22 protein-coding genes and 1 pseudogene are annotated in these 23,260 nt (G+C 74.3%); 10 read left to right on the top strand and 13 right to left on the bottom strand.

Annotated features, from left to right (window positions below; all coding sequences use genetic code 11):
• Positions 1-33: 33 nt before the first annotated feature.
• From EDC50_RS08800 to EDC50_RS08790, 3 genes are all read left to right on the top strand, one after another.
• Positions 34-909, top strand: a complete 876-nt coding sequence (locus EDC50_RS08800; RefSeq protein WP_123770106.1) for a DUF2306 domain-containing protein — start codon at positions 34-36, stop codon at positions 907-909.
• On the top strand, positions 906-1,457 hold the full coding sequence (locus EDC50_RS08795; protein ID WP_277872350.1) for a DUF5946 family protein: 552 nt from the start codon (positions 906-908) through the stop codon (positions 1,455-1,457). Before EDC50_RS08800 ends, EDC50_RS08795 begins: the two co-directional genes overlap by 4 nt.
• 890 nt (positions 1,458-2,347) lie before the next feature.
• A complete protein-coding gene (locus EDC50_RS08790) occupies positions 2,348-5,815 on the top strand; it encodes a hybrid sensor histidine kinase/response regulator (protein WP_123770104.1) in 3,468 nt (1,155 codons plus the stop codon).
• Between the two features lie 777 nt (positions 5,816-6,592).
• Here the strand turns inward: EDC50_RS08790 and rpmG are convergent.
• The 12 genes and pseudogenes from rpmG to EDC50_RS08730 form a co-directional block, all read right to left on the bottom strand.
• Positions 6,593-6,757: a 50S ribosomal protein L33 gene (gene rpmG / locus EDC50_RS08785; RefSeq protein ID WP_123770103.1), complete on the bottom strand. Its 165-nt coding sequence runs from the start codon at positions 6,755-6,757 to the stop codon at positions 6,593-6,595.
• Positions 6,758-6,776: 19 nt separating this feature from the next.
• Entirely contained in the window at positions 6,777-7,013 is a 237-nt protein-coding gene (rpmB, locus tag EDC50_RS08780; protein WP_123770102.1) for a 50S ribosomal protein L28, read from the bottom strand.
• Positions 7,014-7,287: 274 nt separating this feature from the next.
• Complete coding sequence (locus EDC50_RS08775) at positions 7,288-7,683, bottom strand: hypothetical protein (protein ID WP_123770101.1); 396 nt, start codon at positions 7,681-7,683, stop codon at positions 7,288-7,290.
• Positions 7,658-9,443 (bottom strand): annotated as a pseudogene (locus EDC50_RS08770) (DUF885 domain-containing protein); the annotation flags it as partial. The gene EDC50_RS08775 and the pseudogene EDC50_RS08770, both read right to left, overlap by 26 nt.
• An 83-nt stretch (positions 9,444-9,526) precedes the next feature.
• Positions 9,527-9,868 (bottom strand): lipid-A-disaccharide synthase N-terminal domain-containing protein, encoded by a 342-nt coding sequence (locus tag EDC50_RS08765; RefSeq protein ID WP_123770099.1) that lies wholly within the window; start codon positions 9,866-9,868, stop codon positions 9,527-9,529.
• A gap of 112 nt (positions 9,869-9,980) precedes the next feature.
• Positions 9,981-10,712, bottom strand: coding sequence for a glycosyltransferase family 2 protein (locus EDC50_RS08760; protein WP_123770098.1), 732 nt, complete (start codon positions 10,710-10,712; stop codon positions 9,981-9,983).
• Between the two features lie 115 nt (positions 10,713-10,827).
• On the bottom strand, positions 10,828-11,799 hold the full coding sequence (locus tag EDC50_RS08755; RefSeq protein ID WP_123770097.1) for an NAD-dependent epimerase/dehydratase family protein: 972 nt from the start codon (positions 11,797-11,799) through the stop codon (positions 10,828-10,830).
• Positions 11,792-12,217, bottom strand: a complete 426-nt coding sequence (locus EDC50_RS08750; protein ID WP_123770096.1) for a hypothetical protein — start codon at positions 12,215-12,217, stop codon at positions 11,792-11,794. Before EDC50_RS08750 ends, EDC50_RS08755 begins: the two co-directional genes overlap by 8 nt.
• A 163-nt stretch (positions 12,218-12,380) precedes the next feature.
• Positions 12,381-13,283 (bottom strand): ParB/RepB/Spo0J family partition protein, encoded by a 903-nt coding sequence (locus EDC50_RS08745; RefSeq protein WP_123770095.1) that lies wholly within the window; start codon positions 13,281-13,283, stop codon positions 12,381-12,383.
• Positions 13,280-14,098 carry a ParA family protein gene (locus tag EDC50_RS08740; RefSeq protein ID WP_123770094.1) on the bottom strand — a complete coding sequence of 273 codons (819 nt, stop codon included), beginning with the start codon at positions 14,096-14,098 and terminating at the stop codon, positions 13,280-13,282. The genes EDC50_RS08745 and EDC50_RS08740 overlap by 4 nt, the downstream gene beginning before the upstream one ends.
• 216 nt (positions 14,099-14,314) lie before the next feature.
• On the bottom strand, positions 14,315-14,974 hold the full coding sequence (gene rsmG, locus EDC50_RS08735) for a 16S rRNA (guanine(527)-N(7))-methyltransferase RsmG (RefSeq protein WP_123770093.1): 660 nt from the start codon (positions 14,972-14,974) through the stop codon (positions 14,315-14,317).
• Between the two features lie 152 nt (positions 14,975-15,126).
• On the bottom strand, positions 15,127-15,732 hold the full coding sequence (locus EDC50_RS08730) for a 4'-phosphopantetheinyl transferase family protein (RefSeq protein ID WP_123770092.1): 606 nt from the start codon (positions 15,730-15,732) through the stop codon (positions 15,127-15,129).
• A gap of 201 nt (positions 15,733-15,933) precedes the next feature.
• Here EDC50_RS08730 and EDC50_RS08725 point away from each other — a divergent pair, with 201 nt between their 5' ends.
• Positions 15,934-16,206, top strand: a complete 273-nt coding sequence (locus EDC50_RS08725; protein ID WP_123770091.1) for a GlsB/YeaQ/YmgE family stress response membrane protein — start codon at positions 15,934-15,936, stop codon at positions 16,204-16,206.
• A gap of 410 nt (positions 16,207-16,616) precedes the next feature.
• On the opposite strand, the gene xth is transcribed toward EDC50_RS08725, so the two are convergent.
• A complete protein-coding gene (gene xth, locus EDC50_RS08720; RefSeq protein WP_123770090.1) occupies positions 16,617-17,384 on the bottom strand; it encodes an exodeoxyribonuclease III in 768 nt (255 codons plus the stop codon).
• A 347-nt stretch (positions 17,385-17,731) separates the two neighbouring features.
• Here xth and EDC50_RS08715 point away from each other — a divergent pair, with 347 nt between their 5' ends.
• From EDC50_RS08715 to EDC50_RS08690, 6 genes are all read left to right on the top strand, one after another.
• Positions 17,732-18,271: a gamma carbonic anhydrase family protein gene (locus tag EDC50_RS08715; protein WP_123770089.1), complete on the top strand. Its 540-nt coding sequence runs from the start codon at positions 17,732-17,734 to the stop codon at positions 18,269-18,271.
• A 62-nt stretch (positions 18,272-18,333) separates the two neighbouring features.
• Entirely contained in the window at positions 18,334-18,828 is a 495-nt protein-coding gene (locus EDC50_RS08710; RefSeq protein WP_158635753.1) for an RDD family protein, read from the top strand.
• 10 nt (positions 18,829-18,838) lie between these two features.
• On the top strand, positions 18,839-19,522 hold the full coding sequence (locus EDC50_RS08705) for an RDD family protein (RefSeq protein ID WP_123770087.1): 684 nt from the start codon (positions 18,839-18,841) through the stop codon (positions 19,520-19,522).
• A gap of 9 nt (positions 19,523-19,531) precedes the next feature.
• Entirely contained in the window at positions 19,532-20,548 is a 1,017-nt protein-coding gene (locus EDC50_RS08700) for a stage II sporulation protein M (RefSeq protein ID WP_123770086.1), read from the top strand.
• Positions 20,545-22,125 carry a DUF4129 domain-containing protein gene (locus EDC50_RS08695; RefSeq protein ID WP_123770085.1) on the top strand — a complete coding sequence of 527 codons (1,581 nt, stop codon included), beginning with the start codon at positions 20,545-20,547 and terminating at the stop codon, positions 22,123-22,125. The genes EDC50_RS08700 and EDC50_RS08695 overlap by 4 nt, the downstream gene beginning before the upstream one ends.
• Entirely contained in the window at positions 22,122-23,258 is a 1,137-nt protein-coding gene (locus tag EDC50_RS08690) for a DUF4350 domain-containing protein (RefSeq protein ID WP_123770084.1), read from the top strand. Before EDC50_RS08695 ends, EDC50_RS08690 begins: the two co-directional genes overlap by 4 nt.
• The last annotated feature ends 2 nt before the right edge of the window (positions 23,259-23,260 follow it).

Here is a 23,260-nt window from a genome sequence, read left to right as displayed (position 1 = left end):
GCGCGGTTCCGCTGCGCGCCGCCGAGTCCCGGCATGGCCGCCCGCGCCCCCGATCGCGAGAGGCGGGCTGGCGCCGAGCCGCGGCCCGCGCAATCGCGTCGGCCGCAAAAGCGGCTTTCCGGGTTGACGGCCTGGCCTGCGGATATCGAACATCGGGGCCGCGCTCCCGGATCGGGGCTATTCATGGTTTGGACGCCCAAGCGGCCACCCGGCGCGTCCGGCATGCCGCCTTCGAACCGCCCCCGCCTGGCCCGGCGGGCTGGCTCGGCCATCGTGTTGCTCGTCCTCGGGGCGAGCGGCATCCATGTCTTGCTGGCGGTCCACGGCATGTTCGGGGCGCGGCGCGATTGGCCGTGGCTCCAGCTTGCCGGCGGGGCGCCGGCCCTCGTTCTCGGGTTGGGCCAGCTTCCGGCCCGGTGGCCGCGGGCCCATCCCCGCCTGCACCGCTGGACCGGCCGGACGTACATCACCGGCATGCTCATCGCCTGTGTGGGCGCTACCGGCTTGATCGTCACGTCGGCGTCGCCATTCGGGATCCGTGCGGCGTTCGCCGTCACTGCGCTGGCGTGGTTGACGGCAGCCTTGGCGGGGCGGACCGCCGTCCGCGGCGGTCGGGTGCGCGCGCACCGTCGCCGGATGGTGCGCAGCCACCTCGCGACGCGCCCTCCCGTCACTTTTCGGATGCTGATCAAGCTTCCGGGCACGATGGAGCTCGCGCCGCCGTCCGTGACGATCCCGAGGCTGCTCCGGCTGGGTTGGCTGCCCCCGGGGCCGGTCTGCCAGGGAATCTATTGGCCCGTCGGCCGCACGGGATTGCGCCCGGGCGCTTCGTCCGAGCCGAAGCCGCTTCGCGGCGCGACGAGCCGGAGCGCCTTTGCGGCGGTTCCAGGCACGGGACCTCGAACATGACGATACCGGATCTCGAACCATGTCCAGGCTGCGGGGCCGGATTCCCCAGGCGCGAAGGGCCGGTTCACCCTTACATGGCGTCGTCGCCCGCCTGCTGGGCGGCCTTCGGCGAGGTCCTGGCGCGCGAGTACAGCGACCCTGCGCTGCTGGCCACGCACCGTTTGGGCGTGGATGCCTATGCCGTGCAGCATCCCGGCTCTCCATCCCGGCAAAGCAACCAGTCCGTCGGGGTTCATCTGATCCGCTTGTGCCTGTTCCTCGAGCGTGGCCTGACGCCGCAACGGGCGAACGACGCCATGCTCAAGGCGGGAAGGCTCAAGCACGGCTTCGTCTGGCTCGAGCCCCCGGCATCGCTCGGCTCCGTCACCGTGCGCGATGTGCTGCAGGCCGATGGGGCCGCCGCACATGCGGCGATGGTCAGACGCTGGGCGCAATCGGCCTGGGAGGCCTGGGCGCCGCATCACGAGACGGTCAGGGCGTGGGCGGCGCGGGCCCAAGAGGGCTCCAACTCCGACCGGCTCCGGGGGCCGATCCGCTCCCGGCGTTAGCCCGGCCACCGGAGCGTCCGGACGCCGCGCGTGCGGCACCGGTTCGCACGGAGGGCGAACCTGCGCCCGGCGGGCATTCAAGCCGCACGGGCCGCCCTCGATGCGGCGCGGAAGCAGGCGATGCGGCCTGCGAGCCGCGGCGGTGCGCTCCGCGCTGCGTGGGCGCGGAGCGGAGCGTCGTTGCGGCAAAGTGATACGGATCCCGCTCCCGGCACGACCGAAGCGCCCACCGTGCGAGCCGCAGCGGCCGGACCAGCTTGAATCCGCCCAACGGATGACCGTCGCCGGCCACGGCGATCGGCTGTTCGTCACCGAGCGCGACGGCATCGGCTCGACCCGGGAGGAGGGAACGGTTCACGGCGACACTCGCGCGGCGCCGGCGGTTCGCGGCCGGCATGGCGATGCCGTGCGGGCGTGGCCGCCGGCGGTCGCGTGGCCTCGCCCCTGCCAGGGTTTATCAACGAGGCGACCATCGCGGCTCCTGACGTGAGATCGGAAGCGTTGCTCCCGGCCGCCGGGGGAACCCGGCGGCGGCGAACACGCCTTTGGCCGTCACGCCGGGCTTGCGCCCGTCATTCCTGGCCAGCAGACGCAAGCTGCCGGACCGCAGTCGCGCGCGCCTGCGGGCCCCGGCCCAGCCGCCAGGTGTCCGGCGAGGTCGGCCGGCCACGCCGCGGAAGGGCGACCGCCGCGCTCGCACAGCGGTATCCCGGGCCGGCGGACCTGGGCCGCCAGGGGCAGCACGGGCGCCGGACGGCCACGATCACGCCCCCGGCCCGCGCCGACCGGCCCGGTCGCCGCCCCGGCCGTGGCCGCGGCCACGGCGCCGCCCCCGCCGCGGTCCTCCTCCCGCGACGTACACTCGGCCCGTTCGGAGGAGGCGCGAGCGGGTGATCCCCGGCTGGATACTGCTGCTGGTGTCGGCGGGCTACGTCGGCGTGCTGTTCGCGGTCGCCTACTACGGCGACCAGCGCGAGCCGTCCGCGCGCCAGCGCTGGCTGCGTCCGATGGTGTACTCGCTGGCGCTGGCGGTGTACTGCTCGTCGTGGACGTTCTACGGCGCGGTCGGCACCGCCTCGCGCACCGGGCTGGGGTTCCTGCCGATCTACCTCGGGCCGTTGCTGCTGCTGGTGTTCGGCTGGCGCATCCTCGAACGGCTGGTGCTGATCTCCGGCCAGCACCGCATCGTCTCCATCGCCGACTTCCTGTCCTCGCGCTACGGCCGCGCGCCGGGGCTGGCGGCGCTGGTCGCGGCGCTGGCGCTGATCGCCGCGGTGCCGTACGTGGCGCTGCAGTTCAAGGCGGTGGCGATGAGCATCCAGGTGCTGTCGGGCGTGCCCGGCGACGCCGGCCTGTTCGCCGACCCGGCGTTCTACGTGGCCCTGCTGCTGGCGGCGTTCGCGATCCTGTTCGGCACGCGCGAGATCGACGCGACCGAGCACCACCGCGGCATGGTGCTGGCGGTGGCGCTGGAATCGCTGGTCAAGCTGGTCGCGTTCGTCGCGGTGGGCGTGTTCGCGCTGCTGCACCTGCCCGGCACCGGCGCGCTGCCGCAGCGCATCGTGCAGGCCGCGGACGTGGTGTTCGCGCCGGGGCTGCCGACCGGCTTCGTCGCGCAGACGCTGCTCGCGTTCGCCGCCATCGTGTGCCTGCCGCGCCAGTTCCACGTCGCCGTGGTCGAATGCCAGGACCCCGCCGACCTGCGCCCGGCGCGCTGGCTGTTCGGCGGCTACCTGGCGCTGATCTCGCTGCTGGTGGTGCCGATCACCCTGGCCGGGCAGGCGCTGCTGACCGGCACCGGCGTGTCGCCGGACACCTACGTGCTGGCGCTGCCGCTGACCCAGCAGCGCGAGGCGTTGGCGCTGTTCGTCTACATCGGCGGCTTCTCCGCCGCGACCGGCATGGTGATCGTCGCCAGCGTGGCGTTGGCGACGATGGTGAGCAACGACCTGGTGGTGCCGTTGCTGCTGCGCAGCGGCGCGCTGCGCGAGGGCCAGGGCATCGACCGCCAGGTGCTGTGGGTGCGCCGCACCAACATCCTGCTGCTGGCGATGCTGGCCTACGCCTATCACCGCGGCTCCGCCTACTTCGACGCAAGCGGCCAGGACACGCTGGCGCAGCACGGCCTGCTCGCCTTCGCCGCGGTGGCGCAGTTCGCGCCGGCGTTGATCGGCGGACTGTACTGGCGCGGCGCCAGCCGCGCCGGCGCGTTCGCGGGGCTGCTGGCCGGCGGGTTGGCGTGGCTGTACACGCTGCTGCTGCCGGCGCTGGCGCGCGGCTGGTTCGACAGCGAATGGATCGACCGCGGCCCGCTCGGCATCGCCTGGCTGCGGCCGGAGCAGCTGTTCGGCCTGCAGGGCTGGGATCCGCTGACCCACGGCGTGTTCTGGTCGCTGCTGTTCAACGTCGGCGCGTTCGTGATGGTGTCGGTGCGGCAGCGCCCGCGCCTGCAGGACCAGCTGCTGGCGGCGCCGTTCCTCGACCCGTACGCGCAGCGCCCGGCGCTGGGCCCGGGCGGCTGGGCCGGCAACGTGCGCAGCGGCGAGCTGCTGGCGCTGGCCGAGCGCATCGTCGGCGAGCGCCACGCGCGCCGCGCGTTCGAGGACTACGCGCAGGCGCAGGGCCGCCCCTGGCAGCCGGAGCAGCCGGCCGACCGCGCGCTGGCGCAATTCACCGAGCGCCTGCTCGCCTCGGCGATCGGCGCCGCTTCGGCGCGCCTGACCCTGACCTCGGCGCTGCGCGGCTCGGGCATGGAGCTGGGCGAGGTGGTCGCGCTGCTCGACGAGGCCAACCAGGAGCTGCGCTTCAACCGGCAGATCCTCTCCACCACGCTGGAGAACATCAGCCAGGGCGTCAGCGTGGTCGACGCCGAGCTGCGCCTGGTGGCGTGGAACCGCCGCTACCAGGAGCTGTTCGAGTATCCCGACGGCATGCTCTACGTCGGCCGCCCGGTCAGCGACCTGATCCGCTGGAACGCCGAGCGCGGCGAGATGGGCCCGGGCGACATCGACGAGCAGGTGCGGCGGCGCCTGGCGCACCTGCGCGCGGGCAGCCCGCACGTGTTCGAGCGCGTGCGCGCCAACGGCCAGGTGATCGAGATGCGCGGCCAGCCGCTCCCGGGCGGCGGCTACGTCACCACCTACAGCGACGTCACCGACTACAAGCGCGCCGAGCAGAGCCTACGCGAGATCAACGAGACGCTGGAGCAGCGCGTCGAGCAGCGCACCCGCGAGGCCGAGGCCGCGCAGCAGTCCAAGACCCGCTTCCTCGCCGCGATCAGCCACGACGTGCTGCAGCCGCTCAACGCCGCGCGCCTGTTCGCCACCGCGTTGCGCGAGACCGCCGATCCCGACGAGCGCGCGCGCCTGGCCGAGCGCGTCGACGCCTCGCTGCGCGCCGCCGAGGACCTGCTCGACGGGTTGCTCGACATCTCGCGCCTGGACGCCGGCGCGCTGCGCATCCAGCTGTCGGACTTCGACGCGCACGAGCTGCTGCGCGAGCTGGCGGTGCAGTACGCGCCGGTCGCGGCCGGCCGCGGCCTGCAGCTGCACGTGCGCGCGCCGCAGGCGCCGTGCCCGGTGCGCAGCGACCGCCGCCTGCTGCGTCGCGCGCTGCAGAACTTCCTCGCCAACGCGCTGCGCTACACCCGCGAGGGCGGCGTGCTGATCGCCGCCCGGCCGCGCGGCGGCCTGGTCGAGCTGCAGGTCTGGGACACCGGTCCGGGCATCTCCGAGCACCACCTGACCCAGATCTTCGACGAGTTCCGCCGCTTCGACCAGGCCGGCGGCGGCGAACGCGGGCTCGGCCTGGGCCTGTCGATCTGCCAGCGCATCGCGCGCATGCTCGACCACCCGCTGCGGGTCCGCTCGCGGGTCGGCGCCGGCAGCATGTTCTCGATCACGGTGCCGCTCGGGCGTGCGCTGCCGGCGGTGCCGGCGGCGCCGGTGCGCGTGGCGGCCGGCGGCGACGCTCTGGCCGGCCTGCGCGTGCTGTGCGTGGACAACGACCGCGAGATCCTCGACGGCATGCGCGCGCTGCTGCAGCGCTGGGGCGCGGTGCCGCTGCTCGCCGCCAGCGCCGACGACGCGCTGGCGCTGCTCGACGATCCCGAGCGCGGCGCGCCGGACGTGGCCCTGGTCGACTACCACCTGCACGACCGGCTCGACGGCCTGGGCGTGATCGACGCGCTGCGCGAACGCTGCGGCCGCGCGCTGCCGGCGGCGCTGCTCACCGGCGACGGCAGCGATGCGCTCAAGCACGCCGCGCGCGAACGCGATTGCCGGGTGTTGACCAAGCCGGTCAAGCCGGCGTCGCTGCGCGCCTTCCTCGCCGCGCAGCGGCAGGCGGTGCAGGCCTAGACGAGGCCGCGGGCCGGCCCGAACCGCTCGCGGGCATCGGACGCATGGCGGCGCCGGTGCGCGCTGCCGGCGGCCGGGGTGCTGCTGTTCGCTCTGGCCGCATGCACGCCGGCCGAAGCCCCGGGCGATGCCGATGCCGCCAGGCGGCCGTCGGCCGGGAGTGCGCAGGTCGCGTCCGACGCGAAGACGGCAGGCAAAAGTTCGAGGACCGCTTCACCTGGAACGAAGTCTTCTCCTGCTCGATGGGCGCGGAGTCGTTGAACATCGGGATGGGCGGGATTTCCGGCAGCGATGCCCGGCGCCTGGGCTGGCCGCGCAGCAACAGCGCCGTGCGCTCGACGTGGACGTTTTCCGGGCAACCGGGGGAGAGAGCCGGCGGTGGTTCCGCTCCTGGGGCGAAGCGATTTTCGACCCGGACGCGGAAGGCCGGTTCGCTTCGGCGAGGCTGGCCAACGGCAAGACGGTGAGTTCGTCCGCTTCGGCCCCTTGCCCGATCCGGACGCAGGCGCAGCGACGCTCGACCGCAGGCCGTTCTTCACCATGGCCGTGGATGGAAAGAAGTATCGATGCGGCCTGGAGCTCAACCCCGGATAGCGCCCGGAAGGCGCGGGGCCGGCTTTTCCCCTGCGCCTTCGCGGCGGGAGGATGGAGGCCGTGGCCGCGTTCGGCCGCCGGAAACACGACAGCCCGCCGGGCGGCGGGCTGTCGTGCGGATCCCCGCTTCCGCGGGGATGATGCGGCGACGAAGGCTGCGCTTGGCGCGCAGGCGTCACTGCATCACTTGATCTTGCCTTCCTTGTAGATCACGTGCTTGCGAACGACGGGATCGAACTTCTTGATCTCCATCTTGTTCGGCGTGTTCTTCTTGTTCTTGTCGGTGGTGTAGAAGTGACCGGTGCCGGCCGAGGAGATCAGGCGGATTTTGTCGCGCTTGGAAGCCATGGTTCGTTGCTCCTCAGACTCAGATCTTTTCGCCGCGGGCGCGCAGCTCGGCCAGGACGGCGTCGATGCCGTTCTTGTCGATGGTGCGCAGGGCCTGCGCGGAAACGCGCAGCTTCACCCAACGGTTTTCGGAAGCGACCCAGAAGCGGCGCTCGTGCAGGTTCGGCAGGAAGCGGCGGCGGGTCTTGTTGTTGGCGTGCGAGACGTTGTTGCCGGTCTGCACGCGCTTGCCGGTGACTTGGCATACGCGGGACATACGCACCTCGGTTGTTCTTGCGGAGGGATCCGCAAAAGGAGCTTCCCTTGGCCAGGGAGGCGGCGGCCCCGCCGTCGCAGGGACGGCGCACGATGCGGGAGGACGGGTCCGCTGCCGGCGGCGGACCGGAACCGTGCTTCCGGGCCGCCCGGTCCCGGCCTTTCGGCCGACCGGACGCAGCGAGCCGGGCATTATGCCTGGCCGCGGGCGCCTGGGCAAGCACTTATCCACAAGCCGGGCGATTGGCCACAGGGCCCGCAGCCCGGGACAGCGCTCAGTGGAGCTCCCGGATCTGCTGGGCTTTGCCGTCCTTGACCGTGATCAGCAGCGACTTGCCGTCGCGGCGGTATTCCCAGGTTTCGGCTACCTGGGCGCCGAATTCGTTCTCGACGACCTCCTTGTGGACCGGCGGGCCGGCCAGCTCCGCCAAGCGGCCGACCGGATCGCCCACGGCCAGTGCGCGGTTGCCGAAGGCGTACGAGTCGGCGGCCGGGCTGGCCGGCGCGGCGACGAGGCTGGCGGGCGGAACGGCAGTGGTGACGGTCGTGCGCAGGGACTTCCTCCCTGGGAATGAACAGGCCGCGGCGCCGGCGGCGGCGCGCCGACATTGGCGCCGACCGGGCTCGTCGGCAAGCGATCCTGCGCGCCCGGCCTGGGGCACGGCGATCAACCGGCCTTGGCCGGCGCCGACTTGGCGATGTAGTCGCGCACCTGCTGCTCCAGCACCGGCAGCGGCACCGAGCCCTGGCCCAGGACCACGTCGTGGAAGGCCTTGAGGTCGAACTTCGGGCCCAGCGCCTGCTCGGCCTCGCGGCGCAGGCGGACGATCGCGAGCTCGCCGAGCTTGTAGCTCAGCGCCTGGCCCGGCCAGGAGATGTAGCGGTCGACTTCGGTCACCACCTCGTGCTCGCTGAGCGCGGTGCGCTCGCGCAGGTAGGCCTGGGCCTGTTCGCGGCTCCAGCCCTTGTGGTGGATGCCGGTGTCGATCACCAGCCGGCAGGCGCGCCACATCTCGTAGGTCAGGCGGCCGAACTCCTCGTAGGGCGTCTCGTAGATGCCCATCTCCTGGCCCAGCTTCTCGCTGTACAGGCCCCAGCCCTCGCCGTAGGCGGAGATATAGCTGCGCCGGCGGAACTCCGGCTGCGCCGCGTGCTCCTTGGCCAGCGAGCCCTGCAGCGCATGGCCGGGCGCGGCCTCGTGCAGGGTCAGCGCCGGCAGGTTGTACAGCGGGCGCGAGCGCAGGTCGTAGGTGTTGACCCAGTAGGTGCCGGCGCCGCCGCGGCCGCTGGTCCAGAACGGCGCGATGTCGTCCGGCACCGGCACGATGGTGAAGCGCTCGCGCGGCAACGTGCCGATGAACTTGCCGAGCTCGCCGTCGACGCGCTTGGCGATCCACGCCGCGCGCTCGAGCAGCTGCTGCGGCGTGGCGGCGTAGAACTGCGGGTCGGTGCGCAGGAACGCCAGGAACGCGGCGAAGTCGCCCTTGAAGCCGACCCGGCGGATGATCGCGTCCATCTCCGCCTGGATCCGCGCCACCTCCTCCAGGCCGATGCGGTGGATCTGCTCGGGGTCGAGGTCGAGCGTGGTGTACTCGCGGATCTGCTGGCGGTAGTACGCCGCGCCGTCCGGCATCGCCTCGGCGGCCAGGGTGGTGCGCGCCTGCGGCAGGTATTCCTCGCGGAAGAACGCCAGCAGGCGGGCGTAGGCCGGGATCAGCCGGTCGCGGATCGCCGCGCGCGCGGCCTCGCGCAGGCGCTGCTGCTCCTCGGCCGGGATCGAGGCCGGCATCTTCTTCAGCGGCTCGAAGAACTTGGACTGCTCCGGGTCCTTCAGCTGCGCGACCGCGGCGATCGAGGCGTCGCGCCCGTCCAGCACCGCGCGCGGCACGCTGAAGCCGCGCGCCAGGCCCGCGCGCATGTTGGCGATGTGCTCGTCGAAGTAGCGAGGCACGTCGGCGAGGCGATCGATGTAGGCGCGGTACTGCTCGGCGCTGCGCAGCGGCCGGCGGGTCATGAAGCCGAGGTTCGACCAGAACGAGGAGTCCGAATTGAACGGCATCTCGTAGGCGCGGAAGCGCACGTCGGCGGCGAGGTTCTCGACCTGGGCGCGGTAGATGGCGAGGTTCACCCGGTTCCCGGCGCTGAGCTGGGCCGGGTCGATCGCGTCGAGCTGGCGCAGCACGTCCTGCCACACCCGCAGCCGCGCGGCCTGACTGGCCGGGTCGACCGCGGGCAGGCGGTGGCGGTCGCCGCTGCCGTCGCCGTCCTCGTCGGCGATGCCGAGCTGCTCCTGGCGCCAGGCCCATTCGCGGGTGTGGATCGCCTCGAAGCGGGCGTCGGCGGAGGTCGCCGGCGCGACCGCGGGCGGCGCCGCGGCCACGGCGCAGGCGCCGGGCAGGGCCAACAGGACGGCGAGCGCGAGTCGTTTCATGCGGTATCTCCCCGGGAGCGAGGCGCCGATCTTCGCATCCCGCCGGCCGCCGCGGTTGGCCGAACCGGGCGCTCCGCGCCGCCTCAGTGGCCGGCGCGGTCGCGGTTCCAGCCGCGGTGCTTGATGTCCAGGTACAGGCTGTAGGCGGCGGTGAAGGCCGGGAACAGGTTCTGCACCACGCCGACCGCGTCCTGCTTCTGCGAGAACAGGAAGTAGGCCAGGGTCATCACCGAGCCGACCAGGCTCATGTACCAGAACAGCCGCGGGATCACCGGCTTGCCGTGCTTGCGCGAGGCCAGGAACTGCACCAGCCAGCGGCCGCCGAACATCAGCGCGCCGGTCAGGCCGATGATCTTCCACGGCGACATGTGCAGCCCGGTCCATTCCAGCCAGGCGATCGGGGTGTTCATGAAGTCGGCGAGCATGGGGTTTTCCGAGAGGGCCGGGCGGCGCGCCCGGGAGGTCGTTGTCGCGCGCGCGCCGTTCGTCGGGGCGTCGCCGGCCTCCGCTTCCGGCGCGCCGCGCAGGCGCGGGCGGCTAGTCGATCTCCCGCACCGGCGTGAGCCGGCTGCGCGCGATCAGCCAGGCCACGCCGCGCAGGTCGCGGATGCCGACCAGCGCGCGCTGCAGGTTGTTGTACTTGGACACGCCGGCGCCGCGCGGGCGGTGGTTGACCGGCACGCTGACCGTCTTCCAGCCGGCGCGCTGCATCAGCGCCGGCAGGAAGCGGTGCATGTGGTCGAAGTAGGGCAGGTCGAGGAAGGCCTCGCGCTCGAACAGCTTGATGCCGCATCCGGTGTCGGGCGTGTCGTCGCGCAACATCCGCGCGCGGATCGCGTTGGCCCACTTCGACGCCCAGCGCTTGCTGCCGCTGTCGCGGCGCTGCACGCGCCAGCCGGCGAACAGCTTGACCTCCGGCGCGGCGCGCTCGCGCTCGGCCAGCAGCCTGGGGATGTCGGCCGGGTCGTTCTGGCCGTCGCCGTCGAGGGTGGCGATCCATTCGCCGCGCGCGGCCTTGACCCCGGTGCGGATCGCGGTGCTCTGCCCGCTCTGGCGGACGTGGTGCAGCACGCGCAGCTCCGGCACCTCGCGCTTGAGCTCGCGCAGCGCCGCGAGGGTGTCGTCGCGCGAGCAATCGTCGACGTAGACGATCTCGAACGCGACCCGGCCGCGCAGTGCGGCGAGGATCTCGCGCACCAGCGGGGCGACGTTGTCGCGCTCGTTGAACACCGGAACGACGACGGACAGGCGGGGGGCGGCAGGGCTCATGGGGGCTCGCGGGAACCGGCGCCGGGCGGCGGGCGCGGCGGTGTGGGGAGGGTACGGCGAACCGCGCGGCGGCGCATCCGCGCCGGCGCGGCCAGGCGGGCTCGCGTTCAGCGACTCAGGCGCGGGCGCCGAAGTAGTCGCGGCACCAGGCCACGACCTGCGGCAGCCCGGCGTCGATCGAGGTCGCCGGGTCGAAGCCGAACGCGGCGTGCGCGCGCGAGGTGTCGGCCATGGTCTCGATCATGTCGCCGGGCTGCATCGGCTTGTACACCTTCTGCGCCGGCCTGCCGGCGGCGGCCTCGATCACCGCGATGAAGCGCTCCAGCTCCACCGGCGTGTGGTTGCCGAGGTTGAACACCCGGTGCGGCGGCGCGTCCGCCGGCGGGTGCCCGAGCGCGCCCAGCACCCCGGCGACGATGTCGTCGATGAAGGTGAAGTCGCGGCGCATCTTGCCGTGGTTGAACACCTCGATCGGCCGCCCGGCCAGCACCGCGCGCGAGAACAGCAACGGCGCCATGTCCGGCCGACCCCACGGGCCGTACACGGTGAAGAAGCGCAGGCCGGTGGCGCGCAGCCCGTAGAGCTGGGCGTAGGTGTAGGCCATCAGCTCGTTCGCGGCCTTGGTCGCCGCGTACAGCGAGCGCGGCCGGTCGACCCGCTGGTCCTCGGAGAACGGCGGCACCGCCGAATCGCCGTACACCGACGAGGAGCTGGCGTAGACCAGGTGGGCGATGCCGCGGTGCCGGCACAGTTCGAGCAGGTTGACGAAGCCGACCAGGTTGCTGTCGACGTAGGCGTGCGGATTGGTCAGCGAATAGCGCACGCCGGCCTGCGCCGCCAGGTGGATCACCCGGGTGGGCGCGACCTCGTCGAACAGCGCGGCCAGGCCGGCGCGGTCGCCGAGGTCGAGCGCGCGGATGTCCACGTCCGGGCACAGCGCGGCGACGCGGTCGCGCTTGAGCTGCGGGTCGTAGTAGTCGTTGTAGTTGTCCAGGCCGACCACGTGGGCGCCGCGGCCGCGCAGTTCGCGGCAGACGTAGGCGCCGATGAAGCCGGCCGCGCCGGTGACGAGGATGGGTTCAGTCATCGGGACCAGGGTAGACGTCGATGGCGAAAGATAGCTTCAGGCGTGTGAGGGCTTCGCACACCGCCGCGCTCACGGCGAAGCCGAAGCGCGCGCCGCCGGACAGCTCCAGCGCCAGTTCGCCGCGGCCGCCGCCGGCGGCCAGGCGCTCGAACGCGGGCCGGTGCGGTTCCAGTCTGGCGAGCGTGCGTTGCAGGAAGTCTTCCAGCGGCTCCACGCTCCAGGCGCGCGCCTCGCCGCCGGTCAGCGCGGCGGCGGCGTAGCTGTCGCGGTAGCGCGCCTCGCCGCCGCCCGCGCCCGGCCGCGGCTGGCCGGCGGTCCACAGGCGGGTGGGCCGCAGCTGCAGGGCGTCGAACAGCGGCGCCAGGTCGGCGTGCGGGTGGGTGGCGCGCAGGGCGGCGCGGTAGCGATAGGGGTTCATGGCGCGCGTCGCGTAGCCGGGCCGCGAGGCCGCAGCGACCCGCCAGCCGGGGCGAACGCGGCGCGCGCGGGCATCGCGCCCGCTCCCCGCTCCCCGCCGCTCGCTCCCGGACCGCGGGGTTCCGCCCGCGGCCCGATCCCGCCCGCCCAGGCGCCGGTGCGGCTCATTCGGCCCTGCTGCGCAGCCGTTCCAGCACGCCCTCGAGCGAGTCGAGGTCGCTGTAGTGGATCACCAGCCGGCCCCGGCCGCCGCGGCCGTGCAGCACGTTGACCTTGGTGCCGAGCGATTCGGACAGCTCGCGCTCGAGCGAGACGATGTCCGCGGCCGGCTTGGCCTTGGCCGGCCTGGGCCTGGCGCCGCCGGGGATGGCGCCGGCGCTGAGCTGCTGCACCCGGTGCTCGACCTCGCGCACCGACCAGCCGTGCTCGGCCGCCTGGCGCGCCAGCGCGATCGCCGCCTGCGGGGTCAGCGCGAGCAGCGCGCGGGCGTGGCCCATCTCGATCGCGCGGGTCTCCACCAGCACCCGGATCTCGGCCGGCAGCTCGAGCAGGCGCAGCAGGTTCGACACCGCCGCGCGCGAGCGGCCCACCGCCTCGGCGGCCTGGGCGTGGGTCAGGTCGAACTCGTCGATCAGCCGCTGCAGCGCGTTGGCTTCTTCCAGCGGGTTGAGGTCCTCGCGCTGGATGTTCTCGATCAGCGCCATCGCCACCACGGTGCGGTCGTCGACCTCGCGCACCACCGCCGGGATCTCGGCCAGCCCGGCCAGCTTGCTGGCGCGCCAGCGGCGTTCGCCGGCGATGATCTCGTAGGTCTTGCCGCCGAGGTCGCGGACCACGATGGGCTGGATCACGCCCTGGGCCTTGATCGACTCGGCCAGCTCGTCGAGCTTCTCCTGGTCCCAGTGCTTGCGCGGCTGGTACTTGCCGGCGACCAGGGCGTCGATCGGCAGCGTGCGCAGCACGTCGCCCTCGACCGGCCCCTCCAGCGCGGTGGCCTCCGCCGCGGCCTTGGGGCCGAGCAGCGCCTCCAGCCCGCGGCCGAGGCCGCGCTTCTTCGCCGCGCTCATGCCGCGGCCTCCGGCGCGGCGGCGCCCTGCGCCTGGCGCGCGGCCTGCTCGCGCTCGCGCTGGCGGCGCAGCACCTCGCCGGCCAGGCCGAGGTAGGCGATGCCGCCGCGGCTGGCGCGGTCGTAGCCGACGATGCTCTGGCCGTGGCTCGGCGCCTCGGCCAGGCGCACGTTGCGCGGCACGATGGTGCGGAACACGCGGTCGCCGAAGTGCTTGATCAGCTCGGCCGAGACCGCGTTGGCGAGGTTGTTGCGCACGTCGAACATGGTGCGCAGCACGCCCTCGATCTCCAGCTTCGGGTTGAGCCGGCCCTTGATCGCCTCGATCGTCTCCAGCAGCGCGCTGATGCCTTCCAGCGCGTAGTACTCGCACTGCATCGGCACGACGATCGAGTCGGCCGCGGTCAGCGCGTTGAGGGTCAGCAGCGACAGCGCCGGCGGGCAGTCGATCAGGATGAAGTCGTACTCGCCGCGCAGCGGCTCCAGCGCGTTGCGCAGGCGCTGCTCGCGGCCGGGCTCGGCCATCAGCTGCACTTCGACCGCGGTCAGGTCGATGTTGCCGGGCAGCAGGTCGAACTGCTCGGCGGTGCGCACGATCGCGCCGCGCACGCCGGCCTCGCCGAGCAGCACCTCGCACACCGAGGCCTCCAGCTCGCGCTTGTCCACGCCGCTGCCCATGGTGGCGTTGCCCTGCGGGTCGAGATCGACCAGCAGCACCCGCTTGGGCGCGTTCGCGAGCGCGGCGGCCAGATTGACCGCGGTGGTGGTCTTGCCGACCCCGCCTTTCTGGTTGGCGACGGCGATGATGCGGGCCATGCGGCTCGTCCTGACGAAGTGACGGAAAGGAGCCGGCGCGGAGCCGGACCGGGGATTATGCCCGGATGGCGGCGGCAGCGGGGCGGGCGCGGCCGGCCCGCGCCTGAACCGCCCGGGTCGGCGCGGCGCGCCCGGGCGGCGACGCGCGCGCCCGGGCGCGGCGACCGACGGCGCCGGGCGGCCGACGCGAGGCGCGCGCCGCCGCCCCCGGTCCGCTCAGCCGGCGTCGCGGCCGACCTCGACCAGGTGGCGTTCGGCGGCCAGCCCGGGCACCGCCAGCCGGTGCGCGCGCAGCACCCGCCAGCCCGGCGGCAGCGCGGCGATCTCCTCGTCCGGATGGGCGCCCTTCATCGCCAGCAGGCGGCCGTGCGGCGCCAGCAGGTGCCCGCCCAGCTGCAGGATCTGCGCCAGGGTCGCCAGCGCGCGCGCGGTGATCGCCGCGTACGCGCCGGGCTCGTCCAGCGCCTCGATCCGCGACTCGGCCACGCGCGCCTGCGCCAGGCCGAGCGCGCGCGTCGCCTCGCGCAGGAAGCGCGCCTTCTTGCCGTTGCTCTCGACCAGGGTCACGCGCAGGCCCGGCTTGACGATCGCCAGCGGGATCCCGGGCAGGCCGGGGCCGGTGCCGAGATCGGCCAGCGCGCCGCCCTGCGCGAGCAGCGCGTCGACGAACGGGTGCATGGCGAGCGAGTCGAGCAGGTGCTTGGCGACCATCTCGCGCGGGTCGCGCACCGCGGTGAGGTTGTAGGTGCGGTTCCAGCGCGCGAGCAGGGCGAGGTAGTCGAGCAGCGGCGCAGCGTGCGCGCGATCGAGCGCGAGCGCGTCGAGGCCGTCCTCGAGCTGGCGGCGCAACGCGGGGTCGGGGGCGGGCGTGTTCATGCGCCGCGCAGTGTAAGCGGCGCGCGGCCGCGTCCGCGCGCCGCCGGGCGAACGCGGCCGTTCCCCGCCCGCTTGCGGCCCGGCCGCCGAACGGCACCGGATCGGCGCCGCGACGATCCGGATGCGGCGCGCACGTTCCGCACGGCGCGCCGCTAGACGCCGGCGCGCGCGCGCCATGCCAGCGCGCCGAGGTACTCCGGCGCCGGGCGCAGTTCCACCAGCCGCCAGTCCGCGGGCCGGCCCAGCGCCGGATCGCAGGCGACCAGGCGCAGTGCGCCGCCGCCGTCGGCGAAGCGCAGCCGGTGCAGCCCGAACGCCAGGCCGTGGCCGTGCGCCTTCAGCACCGCCTCCTTCGCGCACCACAGGCGCAGGAAGGCGTGGTCGCGCACCGCGGCCGACGGCGCCTGGTGCAGCCAGGCCACCTCCTCGGCGGCGAAGAAGCGCGCGGCCAGCTCCAGCGCGCGCGCGCGCGGCCGCAGCCGCTCCAGGTCGATGCCGACCTCGACATCGCGGCCGAGCGCGACCGCCAGCGCCTCGCCGCTGTGGCTCCAGTTGCAGTCCCAGTCCGCCCACGGCGGTTGCAGCCGCGGGCGCCCGCGGCCGTCGCGCTGCAGCGGCAGGCGCTCGGCGCTGGCGCCGAGCTGCGCCGCCAGCCAGGCCCGCGCCAGCGGCTCGGCCGGTTGCCGCGGCGGCAGCGGCTGCCAGGCCCAACGCACCGGCGAGGCCGGCGCCGCATCGGAAGCGGAGGAAACGGACATGATCGGCGGGCGAACGGAGGCGAACGGCGCGTAAAGAACCGACTCAGGGTAAGCCATCGCCGCCGCCGCGTCCGGGCTGCGGGTGCTCGCAGCGGCGCGGTTCTTGCTCTGACGCCTCCGTCACGCCTGTACAGCCAGACTTCGCCTCGCCCCACCGCCTTTCTGGGCGTTCCCACGTCAACGGATCAGAGGAGACTGCATATGGGCATCATCATTTGGCTGATCGTCGGCGGCATCATCGGTTGGCTGGCGAGCCTGATCATGAGGACCGATGCGCAGCAGGGCATCATCCTCAACATCATCGTCGGCATCATCGGTGCGTTCATCGGCGGCTGGCTGGGCAGCGTGCTCGGCATCGGCGGGGGCGACATCAACAGCGGCGACTTCAGCATCAGCGGACTGCTGCTGTCCCTGGTCGGCGCGATCGTGCTGCTGGCCATCGTCAACCTGTTCCGCCGCGGCCGCGTGCGCTGACATCGAAGCGCATGCCGCCTACGCGAAGGCCCGGTTCGCGCCGGGCCTTTTTGCTGCGCGCGCGCCGTGCCCTCACCCCGGCCCTCTCCCGCGAGCGCGAGAGGGCGCCGGGCCCGCGCAGCGACATCCGCACCGGCATCGCCCCGCGCTCCCGCGCCACGGGCAAGGGAGGGAACGCGGGCCCGCACACGGCCGGGCGTCCGCGACGCTCGGTCCCCATCCGCGTCCGGGTCGCGGCGGATGGGGCACCAAGGCCCCTCTCCCGCGGGCGTGAGCGGGCCGCGGTAGGGGATCGGGGAATCGAGCCAGCCCGGCCGGCCAGGCGCGCGCAAGCGGGAGCAAGCGTGCAGGGTGCGGAGGAAGGCGCAACTCCTCCCGCCTGCGGGAGCGGGAGGCCGGGGATCAGGGGATCAGGCCAGCTCGACCCATGCGGGCGCGTGGTCGCTGGGCCGCTCCCAGGTGCGCGGCTCGCGGTCGATGCCGGAGGCGCCGCAATGCGGGCGCAGCGCCTCCGAGACCAGGGTGAGGTCGATGCGCAGGCCGAGGTTGCGGCGGAAGCCGGCCTGGCGGTAGTCCCACCAGCTGAACTCGCGCGCCTCCGGGTTGAGCGCGCGGTAGGCGTCGTGCAGGCCGAGCGCGCACAGCCGCTGCAGCGCGGCGCGTTCGGCGGCCGAGGACAGGATGTGGCCGTCGTGCCAGAGCGCCGGGTCGTGCACGTCGCGCTCGTCGGGGGCGATGTTGAAGTCGCCCAGCACGATCGCGCGCGGATGCGCGCGCAGCTCCTCCTGCAGCCAGTCGTGCACCGCCTGCAGCCAGCGCAGCTTGTACTCGTACTTCTCGCTGCCGACGGCCTGGCCGTTGACCACGTACAGGTTGACGATGCGCAGGTCGCCGACCGTGGCGGCGATGACCCGCTTCTGCGTGTCCTCGAACCCGGGGATGCCGTACTGCACCTCGCGCGCCGGCTCGCGCGACAGGATCGCCACGCCGTTGTAGGTCTTCTGCCCGCAGAACACGCTGCGGTAGCCCAGCGCGGCGAGCGCGTCGTCGGGGAAGCGCGCGTCCTCGAGCTTGGTCTCCTGCAGCGCGACCACGTCCGGCGCGGCCTGGCCCAGCCATTGCTGCAGATGCGGCAGGCGCACGTTGAGCGAATTGACGTTCCAGCTGGCGATCTTCATGGCGCGCAGTGTAGCGCCGGGGCGGTACGGTTCACCCGGCCGGCGCGCCGCCTTCGCGGCACAGCAGCGCATCGGACAGGCGCGCCACCCAGCTCGCCGTGGCCGCGCAGCGGCGGGGACGGGGCTAGTCGGCCAGCGGACCGAAGCAGCCTGGGCGCGGCCCGGACTGCGCGGAGCGGCGTCGCCGCGCCGGCCTCGCGCAGGCGTGCGGCCGGGGCGAACGGTCCCTCGAGCGGCCTGCGGGCAGCGCGCCCATGCGCGGCAGCGTCGGCGCGCAGAAGCGGCATCCCGGGAGCGTCGCGACCGCATGGGCAGGTCGGTCGAGGTCGGCGCGATACACTGCCCGCATGAGCCTGCGCCCCTATCTCGATGCCTTCCCGACCTGCGGCGAGCGCGTCTACGTCGACCCGGCCGCGACCGTGATCGGCGCGGTCGAGCTCGGCGACGACGTCTCGGTGTGGCCCGGCTGCGTGATCCGCGGCGACGTCAACTTCATCCGCATCGGCGCGCGCAGCAACGTGCAGGACGGCGCGGTCGTGCACGTCACCCACGAGGGGCCGTTCACCCGCCCGGGCGGGTTGCCGACGCTGATCGGCAGCGACGTCACCGTCGGCCACGGCGCCATCGTCCACGCGTGCACCATCGAGGACCTGTGCCTGATCGGCATGGGCGCCAAGGTGCTGGACGGCGCGCGCGTGCGCCGCTACGGGTTCGTCGGCGCCGGCGCGGTGGTGGCGCCGGGCAAGACCGTGGGCGAGGCCGAGCTGTGGCTGGGCAACCCGGCGCGTTGCGTGCGCCGGCTGAGCGAGCGCGAGATCGAGCAACTGCACTACAGCGCCCGGCACTATGTACGATTGAAGGACCGTTACCTGGGCATGCCCGGGTGACCGGCGGGCGGCGGCAGGGGGCCGCCGCCACCATGCGCCAGGAAAGGAAAGGGGGAAACGCCATGGACGAGTTCGAGTTCCGCAACCCGTACGCCGCGCCGGCGGCGCCGGTGCAGGCGCCGCCGCGCCCGCGCGCCGAGGCCGCCACCGCCGCGGACGCCGCCGAGGCCGGGGAGGTGCCGGTCAGGGCCGGCCGGTTGCCGCGGCTGCTGGCGCAGCTGGCGGATGGCGCGATCGCGCTGGCGGCGCTGGCGCCGGCGCTGCTGCTGCTCACCCTGCTGGCGCTGGTCGCGCTGGCGATCTGGCAGCTGGTGCTGCTGGCCCGCGAGGGCCAGACCCTGGGCAAGCGCTGGGTCGGCATCCGCATCGTGCGCAGCGACTACAGCCGCGCCCGGCTCGCCCGGATCTTCTGGCTGCGCGGCGTGGTGCCCGGCGTCATCGGGCAGATCCCGTACCTCGGCCCGGCGTTCGGCCTCGCCAACGTGCTGTGGATCTTCGGCGTGGAGCGGCGCTGCCTGCACGACTACATCGCCGACACCCTCGTCGTGAACGCCTGAGCCGCGACGGATGCTCCTGGACACCTACCGCGAGGTGGTCACGCCCGAGGGCGTGGCCCTGCACCTGCCCGCGGCCGGGCCGGTGCCGCGCGCGCTGGCCTGGGCGATCGACTTCGCGATCCGCTTCGCCGCGCTGGCGGTCGCCGGCATGGCGTTCGGCGCGCTGGGCCGCGGCGGCATGGGGTTCTACGCGGTCACGATGTTCCTGCTGTACTGGTTCTACCCGGTGCTGTTCGAGGCGCTGTGGAAGGGGCGCACGCCGGGCAAGCGCGCGCTCGGCCTGCGCGTGGTCGCCGCCAATGGCGCGCCGGTCGGCTGGCTCGCGGCGTTCGTGCGCAACCTGCTGCGCGCGGTCGACATGTTGCCGCTGGCCTACGCCACCGGCCTGACCGCGAGCCTGCTCGACCCCTGGAGCCGGCGCCTGGGCGACCTGGTCGCCGGCACCCTGGTGGTGCACGAGCCGCGCGACCAGCCGCCGCCGGCGCCGGCCGTGCCGGGGGCGCTGGCGCCGCCGCTCGCGCTGCGGCCGCACGAGCAGGCCGCGCTGCTCGCCTTCGCCGAACGCGGCCCGCGCCTGACCCCGGCCCGGCAGGAGGAACTGGCCGACCTGGCCGAACCGCTGACCGGCATGCGCGGCGCGCCGGGCGTGACGCGCCTGTACGCGATCGCCAATTGGCTGCTCGGACGGCGCTAGGGAGCGGCGATGCGCCAGGAACGGTTCGTCCGCAAGCACGAGGCCGAGTGGCAGGCGCTGGAGCGCTGGCTGGACGCGCGCGCCGGCAGCGCGCGGCGCGCCCGCGCCAGCCGCCGCGAATGGCACGGCCTGGCCGACCACGAGATGCCCGCACGCTACCGGCGCCTGTGCCAGCAGCTCGCGCTGGCGCGGCGGCGCGGCTACAGCCCCGCGGTGGTCGCGCGCCTGCAGCGGCTGATGCAGCGCGGCCACGAGGTGCTGTACCGCGCGCCGGCGCCGCGCTGGCGGCGCGCGCTGGAGTTCCTGCTGGCCGACTTCCCGCGCCTGGTGCGCGCCGAGCGCGCCTGCATGCTGGCGGCGGCGGCGCTGTTCTGGCTGCCGCTGCTGGCGATCTTCGTCGCGATCCAGCTGCAGCCGGAGCTGTCCGCCTCGCTGTTCGACCCGGCGCAGCTGCTGCGCTTCGAATCGATGTACGACCCGGCCGATCCCTCGCGCAAGCTCGGCCGCGACAGCGGCACCGACCTGGGCATGTTCGGCTACTACATCTGGAACAACGTCAGCATCGGCTTCCGCACCTTCGCCGGCGGCCTGCTCGCGGGCGTCGGCGCGATGGCGGTGCTGGTGGCCAACGGCGTCACCATCGGCGGTATCGCCGGGCACCTGCAGGCGGTGGGGCATGGCGATCCGTTCTGGCGCTTCGTCGCCGGGCATTCGGCGCCGGAACTGACGGCGATCGTGATCGCCGGCGGCGCCGGCCTGCGCCTGGGGCTGGCGCTGGTCGCGCCCGGCCGGCTGCCGCGCGGCGAGGCGCTGCGGGTCGGCGGCCGGCGCGGCGCGCGGCTGTGCCTGGGCGTGCTGGCGATGCTGGTGTTCGCCGCGTTCGTCGAGGCGTTCTGGTCGTCCATCGGCTGGATGCCCGCGGGGATCAAGTACGCGGCCGGCGCGGCGCTGTGGGGGCTGACCGGCGTGTGGCTGTGGCGCGGCGGGCGCGACCGCGACGACGAGGACGAGGACGCCGCGCCGTGAAGATCGAAGCGCTCACCGTGGCCTTGCGCCCGCGCACCGCGTGGGAGGCGTTCGAGCTCGGCGCCGCGCTGGTGCGGCGCCACGCCGGCGCGATCTGGCGGCCGTGGCTGTGGGCGAGCCTGCCGGCGCTGCTGCTGTGCAACGCGCTGGCCTGGGCCGCGGACGCGCTGTGGGCGGCGGGGCTGGCGATGTGGTGGCTGAAGCCGGCGTTCGACCGCATTCCGCTGTACGTGCTCTCGCGCGCGGTGTTCGGCGAGGTGCCGGACGCGCGCGCCACCCTGCGCGCGCAGCTGCGCTGGGGCCTGCGCTGGCTGCCGGCCTATCTCACCTGGCGCCGGCTGGGCCCGCTGCGCGCGCTGTACCTGCCGGTGGACCTGCTCGAGGGCGCGGCCGGCGCCGACGCGCGCGCGCGCCGGCGCGCGCTGGGCACGCCGGTGTACGGCGTCGCCGGCCTGCTCACCCTGGTCTGCGTGCATTTCGAGATCGCGCTGTACTTGGGCCTTTCGGTGCTGGCGTTGCTGTTCGTGCCGAACGAGTACCTGCCGCAGGTGGCGCAACGCGCCTGGGCGCTGCTGGCCGAATCGCCCGACGGCTTGGTGCTGGGCTTCAACCTGGCGACCTGGGCGGCGACCAGCCTGGTCGAACCGTTCTACGTCGGCGCAGGTTTCGGCCTGTATCTCAATCGCCGGACCGAGATCGAGGCCTGGGACATCGAGCTGAGCCTGCGCCGCCTGCGCGCGCGCCTGAGCACCGCCGCGGCCGCGCTGGCGCTGGTCGCGGCGGGCGCGCTGGCCGTGGCGCCGCGCGCCGCGGCGCAGGAACGCGCGCCGGCGCCCGCGCCGCGTGCCGCGCCGGCCGCCGATGCGGGCGCGGACGCCCGGCACACGCCGCTGGCGACGGTGTTCGGCGGCCGGCTCGCCGACGACCGCAGCCTGCGCGAGGCGGTGCGACGCGCCTACGCCGATCCCAGCGTCAGCCCCAAGCGCACGGTCCACGTCTGGAAGAAGAAGCATCCGGACGCGCCGAAGGCGCACAAGCCGGCGTCGGCGCCGCTGCGCGCGCTCGGTGCGCTGGTTGCGGCGGTCGGCGAATACGGCCTGTGGCTGCTGTTCGCGGCGCTGGTCCTGGCCCTGCTGCTGACCGCCAAGCGCTGGCTGCCGTGGCTGCGCGACGGCGTCGCGCGCGAGCGGCGCGAACCGGGCGAGATCCGGCACCAGGCGCTGGACGCGGCGGCGCCGCTGCCGGACGACGTCGCCGGCGCGGCGCGCCGCTTGTGGCGCGAAGGGCGCGAACGCGAGGCGCTGGCGCTGGCCTACCGCGCCAGCGTCGCGGCGATGGCCCGGCGCGCGCAGTGGGTGCCGGTGCCGGGCGCGACCGAGGCCGAGTGCCTGCGCGCCGCGCGCAGGCTGCCGCAGGCCGAGGACCGCGACCTGTTCGCGCGCGCGGTGCGCGTGTGGCAGTACGCCGCGTACGCGCAGCGGTTGCCGGGCGCGGAGGAATTCGAGGCGCTGCTGGCCGCGCTGGCGCGGCGGTTCTGGCAGGCGCCCGCTGCCGACGCGGCGGAGCGGCCGGCATGAGGCCGACGCGCGCGCACCTGGGGGCGGTGGCGCTGGCGCTGCTGCTCGGCGCGGGCGCGGCGGCGTTCGCCGCCTGGTGGCTGCGCACCTACGAGCGGGTCGAGGAAACCGTCGACCTGCCGCCCGGGCCGGAGCTGCGCCGCAACCCGCTGCACGTGCTGCTGCTGGCGCTGCGCGCCGACGGGGTGCGCGCGCAGGCGCGGCCGCGGCTGCAGCTGGAGCGGCATCCGCCGGCGCCGGGCGACACCGTGCTGCTGTACGGCGACCCGCGCAGCCTGCGCGCGCGCGAAGCGGCGGCGCTGCTGGCCTGGGTCGAGCGCGGCGGGCACCTGCTGCTGCGCACGCCGCCGCCGGGGCCGCTGGACCCGGAAGCGCCGGTGCCGGTGCTGGACGCGCTCGGCCTGGCGCCGATGCTCGCGCCGCCGGCCTGCACCGGCCTGCGGGTGCGCGGCGAAGGCGGCCACGTCGAGTTCTGCCGCGGCCGCCGCTTCACCGCGCCGGATGCGGGCGCGCCGCGCCTGGCCTGGGCCAGCCCCGAAGGCGGTTACGTCTACATGCGCCTGGCCCACGGCGCCGGCACGGTGGACGTGCTCGCCGATTTCGACTACCTCGGCAACGCCGCGCTCAAGGAGCCGACGCACATCGCCCTGGCCCGGCAGCTGCTGGCGCCGAACTACCGCGGGGGCACCGTGCACCTGATCTACGACGCGCGCATGCCCTCGTTCTGGGCGACCCTGCTGCGCCAGCACTGGATGGCCTGGGCGCCGCTGCTGCTGGCGCTGCTCGGCGCGCTCTGGGCCCGCGCGCAGCGCTTCGGCCCGCTGCTGGAACCGGCCCCGCGCGAGCGCCGCTCGCTGCTGGAGCACGTCGAAGCCGCCGGCGCGCACGCCTACCGCTACGGCTACGGCCACCTGCTGCACGCGGCGGCGCGCGAGGCCTTCCTCGCCCGCCTGCGCCGGCGCGACCCGCGGGCCGCGGCCCTGGCCGGCGAGACGCAGGCGGCGCTGCTGGCCGAGCGCTTCGGCCTGCCGCCGGCGCAGATCCGCGACGCCCTGGCCACGCCGTTCCCGCACGACCACGCCGGCTTCCGCCAGCGCGTCGCCACCCTGGTCCGCCTGCGCAATTCCCTCTGACG

Source organism: Vulcaniibacterium tengchongense, assembly GCF_003814555.1.
GTDB lineage: Bacteria > Pseudomonadota > Gammaproteobacteria > Xanthomonadales > Xanthomonadaceae > Vulcaniibacterium > Vulcaniibacterium tengchongense.
The sequence above is the reverse complement of the archived record's forward strand: the minus strand, read 5'-3'. Positions and strand labels throughout refer to the sequence as shown.

Bases quoted from the DNA above. Each gene is read 5' to 3' on its own strand.
- EDC50_RS08800 (WP_123770106.1), top strand. From the start codon at position 34: ATGGCCGCCCGCGCCCCCGATCGCGAGAGGCGGGCTGGCGCCGAGCCG.
- EDC50_RS08795 (WP_277872350.1), top strand. From the start codon at position 906: ATGACGATACCGGATCTCGAACCATGTCCAGGCTGCGGGGCCGGATTC.
- rpmG (WP_123770103.1), bottom strand. From the start codon at position 6,757: ATGGCTTCCAAGCGCGACAAAATCCGCCTGATCTCCTCGGCCGGCACC.
- rpmB (WP_123770102.1), bottom strand. From the start codon at position 7,013: ATGTCCCGCGTATGCCAAGTCACCGGCAAGCGCGTGCAGACCGGCAAC.
- EDC50_RS08765 (WP_123770099.1), bottom strand. From the start codon at position 9,868: ATGCTCGCCGACTTCATGAACACCCCGATCGCCTGGCTGGAATGGACC.
- EDC50_RS08760 (WP_123770098.1), bottom strand. From the start codon at position 10,712: ATGAGCCCTGCCGCCCCCCGCCTGTCCGTCGTCGTTCCGGTGTTCAAC.
- EDC50_RS08755 (WP_123770097.1), bottom strand. From the start codon at position 11,799: ATGACTGAACCCATCCTCGTCACCGGCGCGGCCGGCTTCATCGGCGCC.
- EDC50_RS08750 (WP_123770096.1), bottom strand. From the start codon at position 12,217: ATGAACCCCTATCGCTACCGCGCCGCCCTGCGCGCCACCCACCCGCAC.
- EDC50_RS08745 (WP_123770095.1), bottom strand. From the start codon at position 13,283: ATGAGCGCGGCGAAGAAGCGCGGCCTCGGCCGCGGGCTGGAGGCGCTG.
- EDC50_RS08740 (WP_123770094.1), bottom strand. From the start codon at position 14,098: ATGGCCCGCATCATCGCCGTCGCCAACCAGAAAGGCGGGGTCGGCAAG.
- rsmG (WP_123770093.1), bottom strand. From the start codon at position 14,974: ATGAACACGCCCGCCCCCGACCCCGCGTTGCGCCGCCAGCTCGAGGAC.
- EDC50_RS08730 (WP_123770092.1), bottom strand. From the start codon at position 15,732: ATGTCCGTTTCCTCCGCTTCCGATGCGGCGCCGGCCTCGCCGGTGCGT.
- EDC50_RS08725 (WP_123770091.1), top strand. From the start codon at position 15,934: ATGGGCATCATCATTTGGCTGATCGTCGGCGGCATCATCGGTTGGCTG.
- xth (WP_123770090.1), bottom strand. From the start codon at position 17,384: ATGAAGATCGCCAGCTGGAACGTCAATTCGCTCAACGTGCGCCTGCCG.
- EDC50_RS08715 (WP_123770089.1), top strand. From the start codon at position 17,732: ATGAGCCTGCGCCCCTATCTCGATGCCTTCCCGACCTGCGGCGAGCGC.
- EDC50_RS08710 (WP_158635753.1), top strand. From the start codon at position 18,334: ATGGACGAGTTCGAGTTCCGCAACCCGTACGCCGCGCCGGCGGCGCCG.
- EDC50_RS08705 (WP_123770087.1), top strand. From the start codon at position 18,839: ATGCTCCTGGACACCTACCGCGAGGTGGTCACGCCCGAGGGCGTGGCC.
- EDC50_RS08700 (WP_123770086.1), top strand. From the start codon at position 19,532: ATGCGCCAGGAACGGTTCGTCCGCAAGCACGAGGCCGAGTGGCAGGCG.
- EDC50_RS08690 (WP_123770084.1), top strand. From the start codon at position 22,122: ATGAGGCCGACGCGCGCGCACCTGGGGGCGGTGGCGCTGGCGCTGCTG.